We start from the raw sequence: 17587 nt of genomic DNA on the forward strand, positions 1-17587 counted from the left end.
CTCTTCGCGGGCACAGCGTACGAGAAACCCACAGTTGCGACGCCAGGCATATCGGGTTGCGGAACGGAAACAACCTGACGACCACCCCGGACGGTGCAATACGTAGACACGCCCGCTAGCCTTTGTCGGATTCCTGACCGTCCACTCAGCGGAGGTGCGCCGGAGATGATCCGACTGTCCGGGGTGTCCCGTACCTTCGATGGCCGATCCGGCCGGGTGGAGGCGCTGCGCGGCATCGACCTCGACGTCGCCGAGGGTGAGTTCGTCGCAGTGCTCGGCCGCTCCGGCTGCGGCAAGTCCACCCTGCTGCGGCTGATCGCCGGGCTGCTCCCGCTGACCGCTGGCGAGATCACCGTGGCCGGTACGCCGATCACCCGCCCTCGCCAGGACATCGCCATGCTGTTCCAGAAGCCGGCGCTGCTGCCCTGGCGCACCGTGCTGGACAACGTTCTCCTGCCGGTGGAGATCTTCGGCTGGAGCCGTGCCAAGCACCGCGAGCGGGCCCGGCGACTGCTCGACGTGGCAGGGTTGGCCGGGTTCGAGAAGCGGCTGCCGCACGAACTCTCCGGCGGCATGCAGCAGCGGGTCTCGCTGTGCCGGTCGCTGATCGGTGAGCCCCGCGTGATGCTGATGGACGAGCCGTTCTCCGCGCTGGACGCGCTCACCCGCGAGGAACTCTCCGGCGAACTCCAGCGGGTGCACATGGAGAACAAGCCGACGATCGTCTTCGTCACCCACTCCATCGACGAGGCGGTGCTGCTCGCCGACCGGGTGGTCGTGCTTAGCCCCCGCCCCGGCCGGATCCGCAAGGTGCTCGACGTCGACATCCCCCGGCCCCGCACCCTCGGCCGCAACGCCCACCTGGCTGACGTCGCGCGAGTCAGCGCCGACCTGCACGAGCTGTTGATGGAACGCGACGAACCGGCCACGGCCAGCACGGAAGGACGATGAGCATGCGGGTGTCGGTCTTCACCGAACCCAACCGGGGCGCCACCTACGACACCCAACTCCGGTTCGCGCGGCTGGTCGAGGCCTGCGGGTACGAAGGCTTCCTCCGAGCCGACCACTACCAGTCGATGGGCGCCGACCCGGGCCTCCCCGGCCCCACGGACGCTTGGCTGACCCTCGCCGCGCTGGCCCGGGAGACCCAGCGGATCCGGCTCGGCACCCTGGTGACGTCGGCCACCTTCCGCCTGCCCGGCCCGCTCGCGGTGATGGTCGCGCAGGTCGACCAGATGAGCGGCGGCCGGGTCGACCTGGGCATCGGCGCCGGCTGGTACGAGCGCGAGCACACCTCGTACGGCATCCCGTTCCCGCCGGTCGGCGAGCGCTTCGACCGGCTGGCCGAGCAGCTTGAGGTCATCACCGGGCTGTGGAGCACCCCGTCCGGCGAGACCTACAGCTTCACCGGCGACCACTACCGGCTCGTGGACGCGCCCGCCCTGCCCAAGCCGGTGCAGGTGCCCGGGCCCCCGATCATCGTGGGCGGTCGCGGTCCCAAGCGCACCCCCGAGCTGGCCGCCCGGTACGCCGCCGAGTTCAACATGCCGTTCAAGTCCGTGGCGGACACCGCCAAGGCGTACGACCGGGTGCTTGAGGCATGCGAGCGCACCGGGCGGGCGGAGTCCGGGCGCGACCCGCTGGTGCTCTCCGCCGGGATCGTCGTGGCCATCGGCCGGACCGACGCCGAAGCCCAGCGGCGGGCCGCACCCCTGCACGAGAAGAGCGCGCTCCCGCCGGAGGACCCGGTGGTCGGCTCACCCGCGCAGCTCGCGCAGCGGATCGGCGAGTTCGCCGCAGCCGGCGCCACCCGGGTCCACCTGCGTCTGATCGACTTCAATGACCTCGACCACCTCGAACTGATCGCCGCCGAGGTGCTCCCCCAACTGGACGGAGAACGATGACCGACGTGATCGACGGGACCGAACTCGGGCCGGTGGGCCAGGAGATCGTGTACGAGAACGACCGGGTCCGGGTCTGGCACATCCGCCTCGAACCAGGCGAGCGGCAGCCGCTGCACCGGCACGACCACCCCTACCTGGTGGTGGCGATCGAGGGCGCGAAGAACGTCGTGCAGACCATCGACGGCACCCGGATCGACGCCGACGAGCCCACCGGCGGTGTGGTCTACCGGGATCCGGGCGCGGTACATATGCTCACCAATGTCGGAGACACGACTTACCTGGCTCGGCTGGTCGAACTCAAGTAGACCCGCCGAGCGCGGGCCTGCGCGTCGCGCGGCGTGCCGGTGGCGATTCGGTGTACCGGGTGCGTAACGTGCCCGACATGGCCTTTCGGACCTGGGGCAGACTGCTGCTCACGGCGCTCGGGGTGAGCGTGCTGGCCGGAGCCGGCCAGCTCGGCGTCGCGTACGGTTTCGGCATCGTCCGGCTGACCGGCGCCTTCACCGGTACGACCGTCAACCAGTGGCCGACCCAGCTCGTCTGGGTGGGCTGGTTCGCCGCGAACGCCGCCGTCGTCGGCGCCGTCCTGACCGGACGCCTCGCTCGCCGCGACGCACCGGCGGTCAGCACCGGCCGCCAGCTGGCGATCGGCGGCGCGGCGGCGCTCGGTGCCACCGTCATCGCTCCCCTCTGCATGCAGCCCGCCCGCGCCGCCGAGTTGATCTCCGTCGACCCGGTGTGGGCGGTGGGCATCTGCGCCGTGCTCGGTGCGGTCATCGGGGCGGGCGCGGCGATCGCCGTTCTGCTCCGGCCCGAGCTGGGCTGGAACATGGCCGCGGTGGCAGGCGCGGTCTGGCTGCTGGCGCTGATCTCGGTCCTGCCCTCGCTCGGCACGACCGGCCCGCTGCCGACCGTGCGGCTCGGCGTCCTGGAGCCGAGCTGGCTGGCCGACGACGCCGCGCAACGGCTGTCGCTGCTCCTGCTGCCCATCGTGGCGCTGCTGGCCGGCGTGGCGACCGCCGGGCTGGCTCGCTGGCGGGGCCAGGCACCCCTGATCAGCGGGGCCACCGGGGTCGCCGGCCCGGTGCTGGTGGCATTCGCGTACCTGACCGCCGGCCCGGGTGACGCCGTGGACCGCTACCAGGCCACTCCCTATTACGGCTCGTTGATCGCGATCCTCGCCGGTGCGCTCGGCGCGGCGGCCGCAGCGCTGCTGCGCTGGCCGACCGGCGCTCGCAGCGCGGATTCGCAGGCGATCGAGCCGTCCGACATCCTGCGCCCACTGCCCCCCGGCCCGGCCCTCCCGGGCACCGCGTCGGCGAACTCGACGAACGACCCGGACACCACCGAACGCACCGACGCGGACCTGCCCGCCGACACCAAGCCCGCCGGTGGTGTCGTCGCAGGTCCGAGGGCCGCAGCCGGCTCCGATGGCGTACGCACCGCCCCGGCCCACTGGGACTGGCCGGCGTCCACCACGGGCGGCCAGGATGGCCCGACCCCCGCCGTTGCGGCGAAACCCGCAGCCTGGCTGACCGATCCGACCGGCGAGTTCACCGCTGGAGAGCAGACGCGCCGGTCGATCCCGGGCGATGTCACCTCCCCGGTCGAGAGCGAGCGCTCAGCCGCGACCAGCGTCAGCAGCCCCACCGACGCCACCCCGGCCAGCGCCAAGGCCGGCCACGCCGATGCCGCCACCCCGACAGTCGGCCCTGCCAGCGCCCCGACCGACAGCGCAACAAACACGCTCACGACCGCCACGGGCGCGAGTGCGTTAACGGCCAGCACCAGAACCACCAGCACCGGCACGACCGCCACCGAAGCGGCCAGCACCGGCACGACCAGCGCAAGCGCGGCCGACGCCGGTACGGGTGATGCGGCGGTGCCGAGCAAGCCGCGCCGGGTCCGTAAGCCGAAGGTCAGCCCGGGTGCCGCGATCTCTGACCCGGTCGATGACGCCGCGCCATCCGAGTCGGATACCGCCGACGAGGCGGCCACCGGCCGCACCAGGAAGGTCACCCGGGCGGGCAGGTCCGCCGACAGCACCGGTTCTGGCACGGTCACCGCCGCTCCCGTTCCGAGCAGGCAGAGCCCGGGCACCGACGCCGATCCGACCACCGAAACCGCCCCGACCACCACGAGCGGCGCGACGGCAGTGGTCCCGACCACAAGCGGTGCGACAGCAGCCGCCCCGACCGCCGCAAGCGGTTCGACGGCGACACCGGCCGGCGCCAAGGCCGAGGCGGTCAAGCCGCCCCGCACCCGGGCCGCAACCGCCGGAACGGAAGCAGCCGACCCGACGGCGGAAGCAGCCCAGTCGTCCCGCGTCCCGGCCGAGGCGCCCATGCCGAAGGAAGCACCCCGCCCGAAGGCGGAAGCGACCAGCTCGAAGGCGGAAGCACCCAGTCCGAAGGCGGAAGTAGCCGACCCGAAGGCGGAAGCGACCAAGCCTCCCCGCGCCCCGGCCGCCGCGAGTAGCGCAGTGGCGGGGGCAGCCGACCTGCCGCGCAGCGAGGCCGCCGCAACCAGCTCGAAGGCCGACGCCGCCAACCCGCCGCGCACCCCGACCACCGCAACCAGCCCGAAGGCCAACACCGCCGACCCGACCAGCGCATCCGCAACCCAGCGGGCGGGCGAAGCCGACGACGAGCCGGTCGCCACCGAGGACGGTCCCGGCACCGGGTTGTTCGGGAGCGCTGCCGCCGGTGACCCGGACGCCGACCGATGGACACCAGCACCTTCGGCCTGGCCGGTCAGCGCGGCCTGGACGGTGCCGCCGCAGACCTCCGCACCGGGGCCAGCGACATCGGAGACGCCGACCGGGTCGGACAAGGCGACCGGGCCGACGCCGAGGCCCCGACACCGGGCGCCGTTGCCGGACCTGAGCCGGGCCAGCTCCTGGAACGCCTTCGACACCACCCGGCGCGCCGGACACGCGGAGGCAGCGGACAGTTCGGCGGATCGGACGACGCCGACCAGCCCGGCCGCGACCGGCGAGACAGCCGCCCGCGTTGGAGGCCCGGGTCAGCCGGACGCACCGGTCATGCCGGGCGCGGCCGGCACGCCCTCCGACGCCGGCACCGACGAGACGGCGAGCACCGACGCCACACCGGCCGCGTCGAAGCCGGGCAAGGTTGCCGAGCAGCCTTCCCGCCGAGGACGGCTCGGTGGCCTCTTCCGCCGCAACCGGTCCCGGGCCGACGAGGAGAGCCAGGAGGCGGCAGACAACGTGGAGCCGCTGCCTGCAAAGGACGAGGAGTTCGTCGACTGGGTCGCCGGGCTGAGCAAGCCGGTGTCGGACAACGAACCGGAGCAGGACAACGGTCGCCGGTCGCTGCGCTCCACCGGTCGGCACCACCGCGAGTGACCCCACCCGCGGGCACGTCGGAACGCCGATCGACCTGCCTACCTGCTTGATCCACTCGGGTTCACTGATGTCGGCCTGTCCCACCGGCCCGGACACCGCGACATCAGTGAACCCGAGTCGATCACCCCGACCCGATCACCCAAGAGTGCGCACCGCGCCGGTTCAGGCCAGCGGCAGATACACCCGGCTGCCGCCGGAGACGAACTCCTCCGACTTGTCCTTCATGCCGCGGGCCGCGTACTCCTTCAGCTCCTGGGTGATCTTCATGGAGCAGAACTTCGGGCCGCACATCGAGCAGAAGTGCGCGGTCTTCGCGGGCTCGGCGGGCAGGGTCGCGTCGTGGTACGACCGAGCGGTCTCCGGGTCCAGCGAGAGGTTGAACTGGTCCTCCCAGCGGAACTCGAACCGTGCCTTCGACAGCGCGTCGTCCCACTCCTGCGCGCCAGGGTGGCCCTTGGCCAGGTCGGCCGCGTGCGCGGCGATCTTGTACGCGATCACGCCCGCCTTCACGTCGTCCCGGTCCGGCAGGCCGAGGTGCTCCTTCGGGGTCACGTAGCAGAGCATCGCGGTGCCGAACATGCCGATCATCGCGGCGCCGATCGCCGAGGTGATGTGGTCGTACGCCGGCGCGATGTCGGTGGTCAGCGGACCGAGCGTGTAGAAGGGTGCCTCGTGGCACCACTCCTGCTGGAGGTCCACGTTCTCCTTGATCTTGTGCATCGGCACGTGGCCAGGGCCCTCGATCATCACCTGGACGTCGTACTCCCAGGCGACAGTCGTCAGCTCGCCGAGGGTGCGCAGCTCGGCGAACTGCGCCTCGTCGTTGGCGTCCGCGATCGAGCCGGGGCGCAGCCCGTCGCCGAGGGAGAACGTCACGTCGTACTTGGCGAGCAGCGCGCACAGCTCCGCGAAGTTGGTGTAGAGGAAGTTCTCCTCGTGATGCGCCAGGCACCAGGCCGCCATGATCGAGCCGCCCCGGGAGACGATCCCGGTGACCCGGTCCACGGCCAGCGGCACGTACGGCAGCAGCACCCCGGCGTGCACCGTCATGTAGTCCACGCCCTGCTCGGCCTGCTCGATCACGGTGTCCCGGAACACCTCCCAGCTCAGCTTCACCGGGTCACCGCCGACCTTCTCCAACGCCTGGTAGATCGGCACCGTCCCGATCGGCACCGGGGAGTTCCGCACGATCGCCTCGCGGGTCTCGTGGATCCGCTTCCCGGTGGACAGGTCCATCACGGTGTCCGCACCCCAACGGGTGGCCCAGGTGAGCTTCTCCACCTCCTCGGCGACCGATGAGCTGACCGCCGAGGTGCCGATGTTGGCGTTCACCTTGACCAGGAACGCCTTACCGATGATCGCCGGCTCACACTCCGGATGGTTCACGTTGAGCGGCAGCACCGCCCGGCCGGCGGCGATCTCGGCCCGTACGAGTTCCGGGTCGACGTTCTCCCGGATCGCCACGAACTCCATCTCCGGCGTCACCACACCCGCCCGCGCGTACGCGAGTTGTGTGGGCCGGCGACCGTCCACCCCGGCGAGTGGCGTGCCCGCACCCCGTACCGGCGCCACGTCACCACGCTCGGCGATCCACGGTCCCCGCAGCGGCGGCAACCCGACCTCCGGGTCCGACCCGGGGCCGGACGTGTCGTAGAGCCGCACCGGCGGAAGATCTCCGGTCAGCCCCACCTCCGCGAACGGCACCCGGACGTCCGGTCGCGAACCCTCGACGTACACCTTGCCTCGTGCGTGCATGACAGCCTCCCTGGTGATCAAGCGGACCAGCCGAAGTGGTTCAGCGGTCCGCGCCCCGCGCCCAGCTCCCAACCCCGCGCGCCGGTCAGCGCCCGGAGCACGTACTCCTTGGCGGCACCCACCGCCGCCGGCACCGGATCACCCAGCGCGAGCCGCACGGCGATCGCCGCCGAGAACGAACACCCGGTCCCGTGGGTGTGCCGGGTCGTCACCCGGGGGGCCCGCAGCAGCGTGGTGACACCGCCGCCGTGCAGCACGTCGACCGCCTCGCCGCCGTCCAGATCACCCCCGGTGACCACGACGTGGTCGGGGCCGCCGGCCGCGAGCGCCTCGGCGGCCACGACCATCCCGGCCACGTCGTCCACCGGGCGTCCGGTGATGGCCGCGGCCTCCGCGCAGTTCGGCGTCGCCACAGTGGCGTACGGGAGCAGCCGCTCCACCGCGCCCACCACGCCGAGCCGGTGGCCGCTCGTGGCGACGAGCACCGGGTCGACGACGAGCTGGGGCAGCCGGCCGGCACGTGCGGCCTGCGCCACCACGTCGGCGACCGCCGGGGTGCCGAGCATTCCCGTCTTGACCGCCGAGACGGTGAAGTCGGCGAGCACGCTGTCCAACTGCTCGGTGACCGTGCGCGGAGGCAACGGCAGGACGGCGTCGACGCCTCGGGTGTTCTGTGCGGTGACCGCCGTGATGACGCTGGTGCCGTACGCGCCCAGCGCGGCGAAGACCTTCAGGTCGGCCTGGATGCCCGCGCCGCCGCCGGAGTCTGAGCCTGCGATTGTCAGCAGTGTTCGCGGGGTCATTTTGCCTGGCCTTTGGTTGCGGTTGGGGGCTGCGGCCGACCGTGCCCACTCCGGGCGGTCAGGCTTGATCCCTGCGTGGGCACGGTCGGCCGCAGCCCTGACGTGGAGACCTGGGTGACCCCGCGCCGGGTTTGGGTCAGCACAGGGGTGACCGCCTCGACATAGGCGTTGGTCAGGGCGGCGGCTGTTTCGGCCGGGTTCGCGGATCGCATGAGTGCGCCCAGTACGGCTACTCCGGTGGCTCCCGCCTTGACGCAGGCGGTTACCTGTTCTGGGGTTTCCACTCCGCCCAGCGCCAGGACCGGCACGTTGCTGATCCTGATCAGCTTTCGCAGGCCGTCCGGTCCCAGGGGTGGGCCGTAGCCCGGTTTTGTCTTCGTGGGCCAGACCGGGGAGACGGTCGCGTAGTGCTCGGTGGTCAGGCGGTTCAGCTCGGCTTCGTCGTGGCAGGAGCGGCCGACCAGGCTGTGGGTCGGCGGCGGATACGGGCCGGCGGCGGGCAGGTGCACGGCGTCGCCGCCGAGCGGGTCGGGGCCGGCCACGACGAGAGTTCCGCCGACGTCGGCGACGATCGCGCGCAGCTCGACGGCGAGAGCCGCACGCTCGGCGCGGGGCAGGTCCTTCTCCCGCAGCACCACCCAACGCACTCCCCCGGCCACGGCTCCCGCCACGACCCGGTCGAGCCCGCCCCGCGCGACGAGCCGGTCGGTCAACAGGACAACACCGGACGGCGGGGTCACAGGTCCGGTCTTCCCTCGTCGGGTGTGGAGGGCAGCGCGTGGAAGCGCCGGGCGATCCGGCCGGCGCCTGCCGCCAGCCGGCCCGCCTCGACCGCGTACCGCATCGCGGTCGCCATCGCCACCGGGTCCTCGGCCCGGGTCACGGCGCTGGCCAGCAGCACCGCGTCGCAGCCCAGCTCCATGGCCAGGGCCGCGTCGGAGGCGGTGCCGATGCCCGCGTCGAGGATCACCGGCACGTCCACCCCCTGCCGGATGAGCCGGATGTGGTGGGGGTTGCCGATGCCGAGCCCGGAGCCGATCGGGGAACCGGCCGGCATCACCGCGGCACAGCCCACGTCGGCGAGCCGGCGGGCGAGCACCGGATCGTCGCTGGTGTACGGCAGGACGGTGAAGCCGTCGGCCACCAGTTCCTCGGCGGCGCGGAGCAGTTCCACCCCGTCGGGCAGCAGCGTCCGCTCGTCGCCGATCACCTCCAGCTTGACCCAGTCGGTGTCGAACGCGTCCCGGGCCAGCCGGGCCACCTTCACCGCCTCGGTCGCGGTGTGGCAGCCGGCGGTGTTCGGCAGCAGCCGTACCCCGCACCGGTCCAGCAGCTCCAGCAGCCCACCGGTGGAGCCCGGCGCGGTGCCCACCCGGCGCAGCGCCAGCGTGACCAGCTCGGTGCCGGACGCCCGGATCGCCTGTTCCAGCACGTGCAGGTTCGCGGCGCCGCCGGTGCCGAGGATCAACCGCGAGGTGAACGTCTCCCCACCCAGCTCGAACGTCACGCCGCTCACCCGCCCTGCGCCGCGGTGAGGACCTCGACCCGGTCGCCGTCGCGCAGCACAGTGGCCGGCCAGCCGGCCCGGGGCACGACCTCGCCGTTGACCGCGACCGCCACCCCCCGCTGTTCGGGCACGACGTCGCGCACCAGGTCGGCCACCGACGCGCCGCCGGGGACGCTGCGTCCGGCCCCGTTCACCGTCAACTCCACCGGTCCCCCTCCATCGTCGGTTCAGGTCCACCCGCCGCGGCAGGTGTGCGAGCGGCCGATCCGGCACCGACGAACCGTTCGGGTCCGAAGGGCGCGAGCAGCGGGTCGGGCACGCCGTCGAGCACCAGCTCGGTGATCAGGTCGGCGGTGATCGGGGTGAGCACGATGCCGTGCCGGTGGTGCCCGGTGGCGGCCAGCACGTTTGGCCGGTCGGGCAGCGGCCCGAGGATCGGCGCGTTGTCCGGCGTGCCCGGGCGCAGCCCGGCGACCGCCTCGACCAGGTCGTACTCGGCCAGCTCGGGCAGCAGGTCGACTCCGGCGCGGAGCAGGCGCTGCACCGCACCGGCGGTGACAGTGGTGTCCGCCCGTTCCTCGACCGTCGCGCCGAGCACGACCTCGCCGTCGGCGCGGGGCACCAGGTAGACGGGTTCGCCGTCGGCGTACCCCCGGATCACGTGCCGGAAGCCCGGCGCGACGCCGTCGGGCGCGCGGAGCCGGAGGATCTGGCCCTTCACCGGCCGGACGGGCAGGCCGGTGAGGGCGGCGGCCCCGCAGCCGGCGGCGACAACCGTGACCGCAGCATCCACATCAGACAGAGGCGCGACCGCCTGCGGCACGAGCACCGCTCCGGCCCGCTGGGCGGCCGTGCGCAGCGCCGGCACCAGCCGCCGGGGGTCGACCTGGTGGTCGGTGGGCGCGAGCGCGCCGCCGCGCAGCCGTGGTGCGAGCGCCGGCTCGCGGTCGCGCAGCTCGCTGGGGCGCAGTGGGGTCACCGGCAGGCCCAACCCCTGCTGGTACGCCCAGAGCCGGCGCGCCTCGGCCAGGTCGTCGCCGGTCAGCCCGACCATCAGGGTGCCCTCGGTCCGGTAGCCGATCCCGGTGCCGCACGCAGCGGTCAGCTCGGCGGCGAACGCCGGCCAGCGGGCGGCGGACGCCAGCAGCAGCCCGGTCAGCTGTCGCTCACCGAAGTACGCCTCGGCGACCGGCGAGAGCATGCCGGCGGCCACCGCCGACGCCCCCGAGCCGGGCTCCGGATCGTGCACCACCACGCGCAGCCCTCGGGCGGCGCAGCGCCAGGCGATCGCCAGCCCGATCGGCCCCGCCCCCACCACCGCGACGTCCGGCCGGGCCCGGTCACTCGATCGCGCTGACTCCGAGCGGCCGGTCAGCACGCCAGGGCCTCGATCAGCTCGGCGGTCGCCCGCGCCGGGTCGGCGGCAGCCGAGACCGCCCCGACGACCGCCACCCCGTACGCCCCGGCGGCCCGCAGCTCCGGCACCCGCTCGGCGGTCACGCCGCCGATCGCGATGACCGGCACGTCGACGGCGTCGACGACGGCACGTACGCCCACGGGCCCGATGGGGTCTGGCAGGCCGGACTTGGTGCTGGTGGCGTGACACGGCCCGACGCCCAGGTAGCTGGCTCCCGCCGCGACCGCCGCGGTCGCTGTTCCCGGCGCGCGGGCGGTGGCGCCCAGCACGCCGGCCGGGCCCAGCACCCGACGGGCGGCGGCGACCGGCAGGTCGTCTGCCCCGACGTGCCCACCGGCGGCACCGACCGCCAGCGCCACGTGCAGCCGATCGTTGACCAGGCAGGTCGCCCCGTACGACACGCAGAGCGCCAGCACCCGCTGGGCCAGCTCGTACGCCTCGCGGTCGGTGGCGGAATCCTCGACCCGGACCTGCACCACCAGGTCGGCTCGGGCCACCGCGAGGGCGGCCCGGACCACGGTGAGCGGGTCTCGCCCGGGTCGGGTGTCGGTGATCAGATGCAGTCGCCCCAGGGACGGCACGGCAACGCTCCTCCCTGCGCCGGCATTATCCGGATCAGGTTCGACGGTCGGGGGCTGTCAGCCCCCCTCTCAGCCCGGCACACCGGGCTCCCGTGGGTTACTTGCGTGTCACCGTACGACAGATCCGCCGGTCTGCCAAGGCGGGTGTCGACGGGCCGGAATGGCGGATTAGGTTGGGCGCTTCATCCCGGTCCTATTCGGAATGTCGCCCCCCGTTGCAGAACCGTTACCTGCCGGCATCTTGCCGGACATTGAGCCAGCCGAATTAATTTGTTCAGCGATTCGACAAAATGTTGGCGGGGGCACCGTGACGCGGTGTCACCACCGGCTCCATCTGGGAGGGTCTTCGGCGAGCCGGCTCCCGCGATCCCTGTCACTACGACATAGGAGGCGGCGTGTCCCGTTCTCGTCGTGCCCGCGTACCCATCACCGCAACCCTGATCTCCCTGGCCATGGCCTCGACCACCCTGTTCGGCACGCCCGCCCAGGCGGCCGCCCAGGTCCCCCCACGGGATGCGAAAGCCGCAGCCCCGGTCAGCCAGGTGGTGCCGAAGGCGCCAAAGGCCGCGGCCGATCCCTTCTCCGTCCTCGTCTTCTCCAAGACCGCCGGCTTCCGGCACGACTCCATCCCCACCGGCATCGCTGCCATCCAACAGCTCGGTGTGGCCAACGGATTTACAGTGGACAACTCCGAGGACGGTGCCGCATTCAACGACGCCAACCTCGCGAAGTACAAGGCGGTGATCTGGCTCTCCACCACCGGTGACGTGCTCGACGCCGAGCAGCAGGCGGCGTTCGAGCGCTACGTCAAGGCGGGCGGCGGCTACGTCGGCATCCACGCCGCATCGGACACCGAGTACAGCTGGGCCTGGTACGGCGACCTGGTCGGCGCGTACTTCGCCAACCACCCACAGAACCAGCAGGCCACGGTCAGGGTGGAGGACCACGCCCACCCGTCCACGACCGGGCTGCCGGACCGCTGGTCCCGGTTCGACGAGTGGTACAACTACCAGACCAACCCCCGGCCGGACGTGCACGTGCTCGCCAGCCTGGACGAGAAGAGCTACACCGCGGGCGCCGGTGCCATGGGCGCCGACCACCCGATCGCCTGGTGTCAGGACTTCGACGGCGGCCGATCCTGGTACACCGGGGGCGGCCACACCCGGGAGTCGTACGCCGAGCCCGAGTTCCTGTCCCACCTGCTCGGCGGCATCCGGACCGCGGCCGGTGTCGAGAACGCCGACTGCGGCGCCTCGAAGACCTCGAACTTCGAGAAGGTCGCGCTGGACAGCAACACCAGCAACCCGATGGAGCTGGACATCGCCGGAGACGGGCGGGTCTTCTACATCGAGCGCGACGGTCGCGTGCAGATCGTCAAGCCGGACACCGGCAGCACCATCACCGCCGTCGACCTGGACGTCTTCACCGGCAACGAGGACGGGCTGATCGGCATCCGGCTCGACCCGGACTTCGCCACCAACAAGTGGGTGTATCTCTACTACGCCCCGAACGACGGGGTCACCCGCAACCTGCTGTCCCGCTTCACGGTCACCGGCGACACCATCGACCCGGCCAGCGAGAAGCAGGTGCTGCGGGTCGACACCCAGCGCAACACCTGCTGCCACGCTGGCGGCAGCATGGCCTTCGACAGCGCCGGCAACCTCTACCTGGCCACCGGTGACAACACCAACCCGTTCGAGTCGAGCGCGTACTCGCCGCTCGACGAGCGGCCGGGCCGCCAGGACTACGACGCGCAGCGCAGCTCGGGCAACACCAACGACCTGCGCGGCAAGGTGATCCGGATCCACCCGGAGGACGACGGCACGTACACCGTCCCGACGGGCAACCTCTTCGCGCCGGGCACCGAGAAGACCCGGCCCGAGATCTTCGCGATGGGCTTCCGCAACCCGTTCCGGATCGGCACCGATCCGAAGACCGACACGCTGTACGTGGCGGACTACGGGCCGGACGCCAACGCGGACAACCCGAACCGGGGCCCCCGCGGCCTGGTCGAGTGGAACGTCGTGACCCCCGGCAACTACGGCTGGCCGTACTGCACGGGCACGAACGAGGCGTACAACGACTACACGTTCCCGTCCGGCCCGAGCGGTCCGAAGTTCGACTGCGCCGCACCGGTCAACAACTCGCCCAACAACACCGGCCTGACCAACCTCCCGCCGGTCGTCCCGGCCACCGTCGACTACGGGTACGCCGGCGACGCGCGCTACCCGGAGATCGGCGGTGGTGGCGCGCCGATGGGCGGCCCGGTCTACCGCTACGACGCCGACCTCAACTCCAACCGCAAGTGGCCGGCGTACTACGACGGCAAGGCTCTGCTCGGCGAGTGGAACCAGAACAAGATGTACACCATGCAGATGACCCCCGACGGCAAGTCGTTGGTGGACATCAACCAGCTGCTCACCGGGATGAGCATGGTCCGGCCGATGGACTTCGAGTTCGGCCCGGACGGTGCCCTGTACCTGATCGAGTGGGGCAGCGGCTTCGGCGGCAACAACGACAACTCCGGCGTCTACCGGATCGACTACACCGCCGGTGACCGTGCCCCGATCGCGGCGGCGTCCGCCAACCCGACCTCGGGCCCGGCGCCGTTGACTGTCACCTTCTCCAGCGCCGGCTCCCGGGACCCGGACGGTGGCACGCTCACCTACGCCTGGACCTTCGGCGACGGGCAGACCTCGACCGAGGCCAACCCGACGCACACGTACGCGACGGCCGGCAGCTACACCGCCCAGCTCACCGTCACCAACCCGAAGGGCCGTACCGCGGTGGCCAACGTGCCGGTCACCGTGGGCAACACCGCGCCGACGGTGACCATCGAGTTCCCGCCGGACGGTGGCTTCTTCAACTGGGGCGATCAGGTCCGCTACAGCGTCAAGGTGACCGACCCCGAGGACGGGCAGGTCGACTGCGACAAGGTGCAACTCCAGGTGCTGCTGGGTCACGACGAGCACGCGCACCCGCTGGAGCAGCACACCGGCTGCACCGGCACCGTCCAGACGTCGCTCGCCTCCGGGCACGGCGCCGAGGCGAACGTGTTCGCGGTCTTCGAGGCCACCTACACCGACGAGGGTGGCGCCGGCGGGTCCGGCCCGCTCACCGGTCGGGCGATCGAGATCCTCCAGCCCAAGCAGAAGCAGGCCGAATACTTCACCGCCACCGGGCGCGCCCCGGTGAGCACCGGCGGCGGCGACGCCGGCGTGCAGCGGGAAGCCGGCGCCGACACCGCCGGTGGCGGCCAGAGCGTCGCTTTCATCGAGGACGGTGACTGGTGGTCGGTCGCTCCGGCAGACCTGACCAACATCACCGAGATCCGGTTCCGGGCCGCCTCGGCAGCCGCCGGCGGTCGGATCGAGGTCCGTGCGGGTGCGGTTGACGGACCGGTGGTCGCCACGGCCGTCGTCCCGTCGACCGGTGCGTGGCAGACGTACACGGACGTGAGCGCGCCGGTCACCGGTGCCGCGAGCGGCTCGCTGTACTTCCTGGCCCGCGACCCGAACGGCGGGACGGGCTCGCTGTTCAACGTCAACTGGATGGACTTCATCGGCCGCGGCGTCACCGAGAACGCGCCACCGGTGGTCAGCGCCACGGCCACCCCGGCCACCGGCACCGCACCGGTCACCGTCGCCTTCGACGGCACGGCCACCGACGCCGAGGGCGACACCCCGCTGACGTACGCCTGGGACTTCGGTGACGGAGGCTCGGCGACCACACTGGACGCCAGCCACACCTACACCAACGCGGGCACCTTCACGGCCACCCTCACGGTGACCGACAGCAAGGGTGCCAAGTCGTACGCCACGGTGCCGGTGCGGGTCGACGCTCCGGACACGTCCTGCTTCGGGGCGCGTTCGGACGACTTCAACGGCAACAGCCTCGACAAGGAACGCTGGACCAGCGTGGTCCGGGAGAACCAGCTCTACTCGCTCAGCGGCGGCGCGCTGCGGCTGCCCACCGCGGTGGGCGACCTCTACGGCGCTCGCAACGACGCCACCAACCTGGTGCTCCAGGCGGCTCCGACCGGCGCCTGGGAGATGACCACCAAGGTCACGCTGCCGGTGACGGCGAACTACCAGCAGGCTGGCGTGCTGGTGTACGGCGACGACGACAACTACGCCAAGCTGGACCTGCTGTACAACGGCAGCCGGCGGGTGGAGTTCATCCGGGAGACGGCCGGTACGCCTCGCAACGAGGCCGCCGACAGTGCCGCCGCACCGGCGGGTGACACCGTGTACCTGCGGATCACCAGCGACGGGACGAACCTGACCGCCGCCGCCTCGGGCGACGGGCAGACCTTCACCCCGGTCGGCCAGTCGGCCGCGCTCGCCGGCATCACCAACCCGCGGATCGGGGTCTTCGCGCTCAACGGAGGCACCGAGGCGCCCGTGGTCGACGCCGCGTTCGACTCGTTCCAGGTCACGCCGGACGCCCCGGCCGGCCCGGTCGACCCGTCGGACGAGTTCACCGGTTCCACGTTGGACAAGTGCCGCTGGGACGCCATCACGCGGGAGGACCCGAACGGTTACCGGGTCACCGGTGGCGCGCTGCGGATCGACGTGCCCAACGGTGACATCTACGGCACCGACAACACCGGGCCGAAGAACTTCATCCTCCAGACCGCGCCGTCCGGCGACTGGACCCTGGAGACGAAGGTCGACGGCAGTCTGCTGAACGAGCAGTACCAGCAGGCCGGTCTGCTCGTGCAGGCCGACGACGACAACTACCTGAAGTTGGACTTCATCGCGGACAACCAGGCCGGCCAGGCGGTGACGCGGCGGATCGAGTTCCGCAGCGAGATCGCCGGGACGGTGCAGAGCCCGCAGCCGGAGGCGGCCAGCCTCACCTCGGCGGTGTGGCACCTGCGGCTGGCCCGCACCGGTGACACGTTCACCGCGTCGTACTCGGCCGACGGGACGACCTGGACCGCGTTGGAGGCGCTGACCAACAGCGCGGTGGGTGCCACCCCGAAGGTCGGGTTGTTCACCCTCGGCGCGAACCAGACCGCCTCGAAGACCGCCGCGTTCGACTACTTCCGGTTGAGCACGAAGGTCGCCGACGAGACCGCGCCGGTCACCACCGCGACGGTGTCCGGCACCCCGGTCGAGGGGTGGCACACCGGGCCGGTGACGGTGACCCTCGCCGCCGCCGACGAGCCCGGTGGTAGCGGGCTCGCCAGCACCGAGTACCAGTTGGACGGTGCCACCACCTGGACGGCCTACACCGCTCCGGTCGCGGTCAGCGGGGACGGCGAGCACGAGGTGCGGTTCCGCTCGACCGACCAGGCGGGCAACGTGGAGTCGACGAAGACCGTCACGGTCAAGATCGACACCACCGCGCCGGTCACCACGGCGACATTCGCTCCGGCGAACGACGCCGGCTGGCACAACGGGACGATCCCGGTCGTGCTGGCCTCGACCGACGCCGGCTCCGGCGTCAAGACGGTGGAGTGGTCCCTGGACGGCGGCACCTGGACGCCGTACACGACGCCGGTCGAGGTGACCGGTGACGGCCAGCACGAGCTGCTGTTCCGCTCGACCGACAAGGCGGGCAACGCCGAGACGCTCAAGTCGGCGGTGCTGCGCATCGACGGCACGAAGCCGACGCTGCTGGTGTCCGGGATCGCCGACGGCCAGCTCTACGGTGACAGCCAGGACATTCGGGTGTCCTGGCAGGCCGTCGACCCGACCTCGGGCATCGCGTCCGTGGTCGGCGAGCTGGACGGCAGGGCGTACGCCAGCGGCACTCTCCAGGCCATGTACGAGCTACCGCTCGGCCTGCACGAGCTGACCGTGACCGCGACCGACAAGGCGGGCAACCAGACCACCTCTGCGGTCCGGTTCTTCGTCACCACCTCGTTCCGGGACATGCAGGGCCTGCTGGACCGGTTCAAGGCGACGGGTCGACTCTCGGCCAAGGCGCACAAGCAGTTGACGGCGAAGCTGGACGCGGCCCGTCAGGCCGAGGCGGCCGGCAACGACAACAAGGCGATCAAGCAGTTGACCGCCTTCCGTACGCTGGCCGCCGACGCCACACTGGTGGCCGAGGCGGAGATCCGGGACGTCCTGATCCGGGACGCCGACGCCATGATCGTCCGGCTCGGCGGCGCGGCCAGCAAGGCCGGGGTGAAGGCGAACGACGGCGCTCCGATCAAGGGCACCGGACGCCTGGGTGAGGATGCCACCCGGCTCGCACCCGGTCGCCAGCTCTGATCCGACGAGGCCCCTCCCCGACGTCA

General features: G+C 71.9%; 11 protein-coding genes, 1 pseudogene and 1 riboswitch. Of the genes and pseudogenes, 5 read left to right on the plus strand and 7 right to left on the minus strand.

What is annotated here, in order from left to right; genetic code table 11:
- Window positions 1-165: 165 nt before the first annotated feature.
- The 4 genes from CLT68_RS02730 (at window position 166) to CLT68_RS02745 (ending at window position 5271) form a co-directional block, all read left to right on the plus strand.
- Complete coding sequence (locus CLT68_RS02730; RefSeq protein ID WP_088950210.1) at window positions 166-951, plus strand: ABC transporter ATP-binding protein; 786 nt, start codon at window positions 166-168, stop codon at window positions 949-951.
- 2 nt (window positions 952-953) lie between these two features.
- Window positions 954-1904, plus strand: a complete 951-nt coding sequence (locus CLT68_RS02735; protein ID WP_099848652.1) for an LLM class F420-dependent oxidoreductase — start codon at window positions 954-956, stop codon at window positions 1902-1904.
- The gene (locus CLT68_RS02740) at window positions 1901-2209 is read left to right on the plus strand and encodes a cupin domain-containing protein (protein WP_007465195.1); all 309 of its coding nucleotides are present in this window, start codon (window positions 1901-1903) and stop codon (window positions 2207-2209) included. The genes CLT68_RS02735 and CLT68_RS02740 overlap by 4 nt, the downstream gene beginning before the upstream one ends.
- 77 nt (window positions 2210-2286) lie before the next feature.
- Window positions 2287-5271: a hypothetical protein gene (locus CLT68_RS02745; protein ID WP_099848654.1), complete on the plus strand. Its 2985-nt coding sequence runs from the start codon at window positions 2287-2289 to the stop codon at window positions 5269-5271.
- Between the two features lie 162 nt (window positions 5272-5433).
- On the opposite strand, the gene thiC is transcribed toward CLT68_RS02745, so the two are convergent.
- The 7 genes and pseudogenes from thiC to thiE form a co-directional block, all read right to left on the minus strand.
- Window positions 5434-7026, minus strand: coding sequence for a phosphomethylpyrimidine synthase ThiC (gene thiC, locus CLT68_RS02750; protein ID WP_088950213.1), 1593 nt, complete (start codon window positions 7024-7026; stop codon window positions 5434-5436).
- A gap of 17 nt (window positions 7027-7043) precedes the next feature.
- Entirely contained in the window at window positions 7044-7829 is a 786-nt protein-coding gene (gene thiD / locus CLT68_RS02755) for a bifunctional hydroxymethylpyrimidine kinase/phosphomethylpyrimidine kinase (protein WP_099848656.1), read from the minus strand.
- A 161-nt stretch (window positions 7830-7990) separates the two neighbouring features.
- Window positions 7991-8569: pseudogene (locus CLT68_RS02760) on the minus strand (thiamine phosphate synthase); the annotation flags it as partial.
- A complete protein-coding gene (locus CLT68_RS02765) occupies window positions 8566-9345 on the minus strand; it encodes a thiazole synthase (protein WP_088950216.1) in 780 nt (259 codons plus the stop codon). The pseudogene CLT68_RS02760 and the gene CLT68_RS02765, both read right to left, overlap by 4 nt.
- The gene (gene thiS, locus CLT68_RS02770; protein WP_088950217.1) at window positions 9342-9542 is read right to left on the minus strand and encodes a sulfur carrier protein ThiS; all 201 of its coding nucleotides are present in this window, start codon (window positions 9540-9542) and stop codon (window positions 9342-9344) included. The genes CLT68_RS02765 and thiS overlap by 4 nt, the downstream gene beginning before the upstream one ends.
- Window positions 9533-10714, minus strand: coding sequence for a glycine oxidase ThiO (thiO, locus tag CLT68_RS02775; RefSeq protein WP_099848660.1), 1182 nt, complete (start codon window positions 10712-10714; stop codon window positions 9533-9535). Before thiO ends, thiS begins: the two co-directional genes overlap by 10 nt.
- Window positions 10708-11334, minus strand: coding sequence for a thiamine phosphate synthase (gene thiE, locus CLT68_RS02780; RefSeq protein WP_099856724.1), 627 nt, complete (start codon window positions 11332-11334; stop codon window positions 10708-10710). The genes thiO and thiE overlap by 7 nt, the downstream gene beginning before the upstream one ends.
- Window positions 11329-11438, minus strand: a riboswitch (TPP riboswitch). It overlaps the preceding gene by 6 nt.
- A gap of 291 nt (window positions 11439-11729) precedes the next feature.
- On the opposite strand from thiE, the gene CLT68_RS02785 reads away from it, so the two are divergent.
- The gene (locus CLT68_RS02785) at window positions 11730-17561 is read left to right on the plus strand and encodes a ThuA domain-containing protein (protein WP_099848662.1); all 5832 of its coding nucleotides are present in this window, start codon (window positions 11730-11732) and stop codon (window positions 17559-17561) included.
- Window positions 17562-17587: the final 26 nt, after the last annotated feature.

Source organism: Micromonospora sp. CNZ299, assembly GCF_002754415.1.

Bases quoted from the DNA above. Each gene is read 5' to 3' on its own strand.
- CLT68_RS02735 (WP_099848652.1), top strand. From the start codon at position 954: ATGCGGGTGTCGGTCTTCACCGAACCCAACCGGGGCGCCACCTACGAC.
- CLT68_RS02730 (WP_088950210.1), top strand. From the start codon at position 166: ATGATCCGACTGTCCGGGGTGTCCCGTACCTTCGATGGCCGATCCGGC.
- CLT68_RS02740 (WP_007465195.1), top strand. From the start codon at position 1,901: ATGACCGACGTGATCGACGGGACCGAACTCGGGCCGGTGGGCCAGGAG.
- thiD (WP_099848656.1), bottom strand. From the start codon at position 7,829: ATGACCCCGCGAACACTGCTGACAATCGCAGGCTCAGACTCCGGCGGC.
- thiC (WP_088950213.1), bottom strand. From the start codon at position 7,026: ATGCACGCACGAGGCAAGGTGTACGTCGAGGGTTCGCGACCGGACGTC.
- CLT68_RS02745 (WP_099848654.1), top strand. From the start codon at position 2,287: ATGGCCTTTCGGACCTGGGGCAGACTGCTGCTCACGGCGCTCGGGGTG.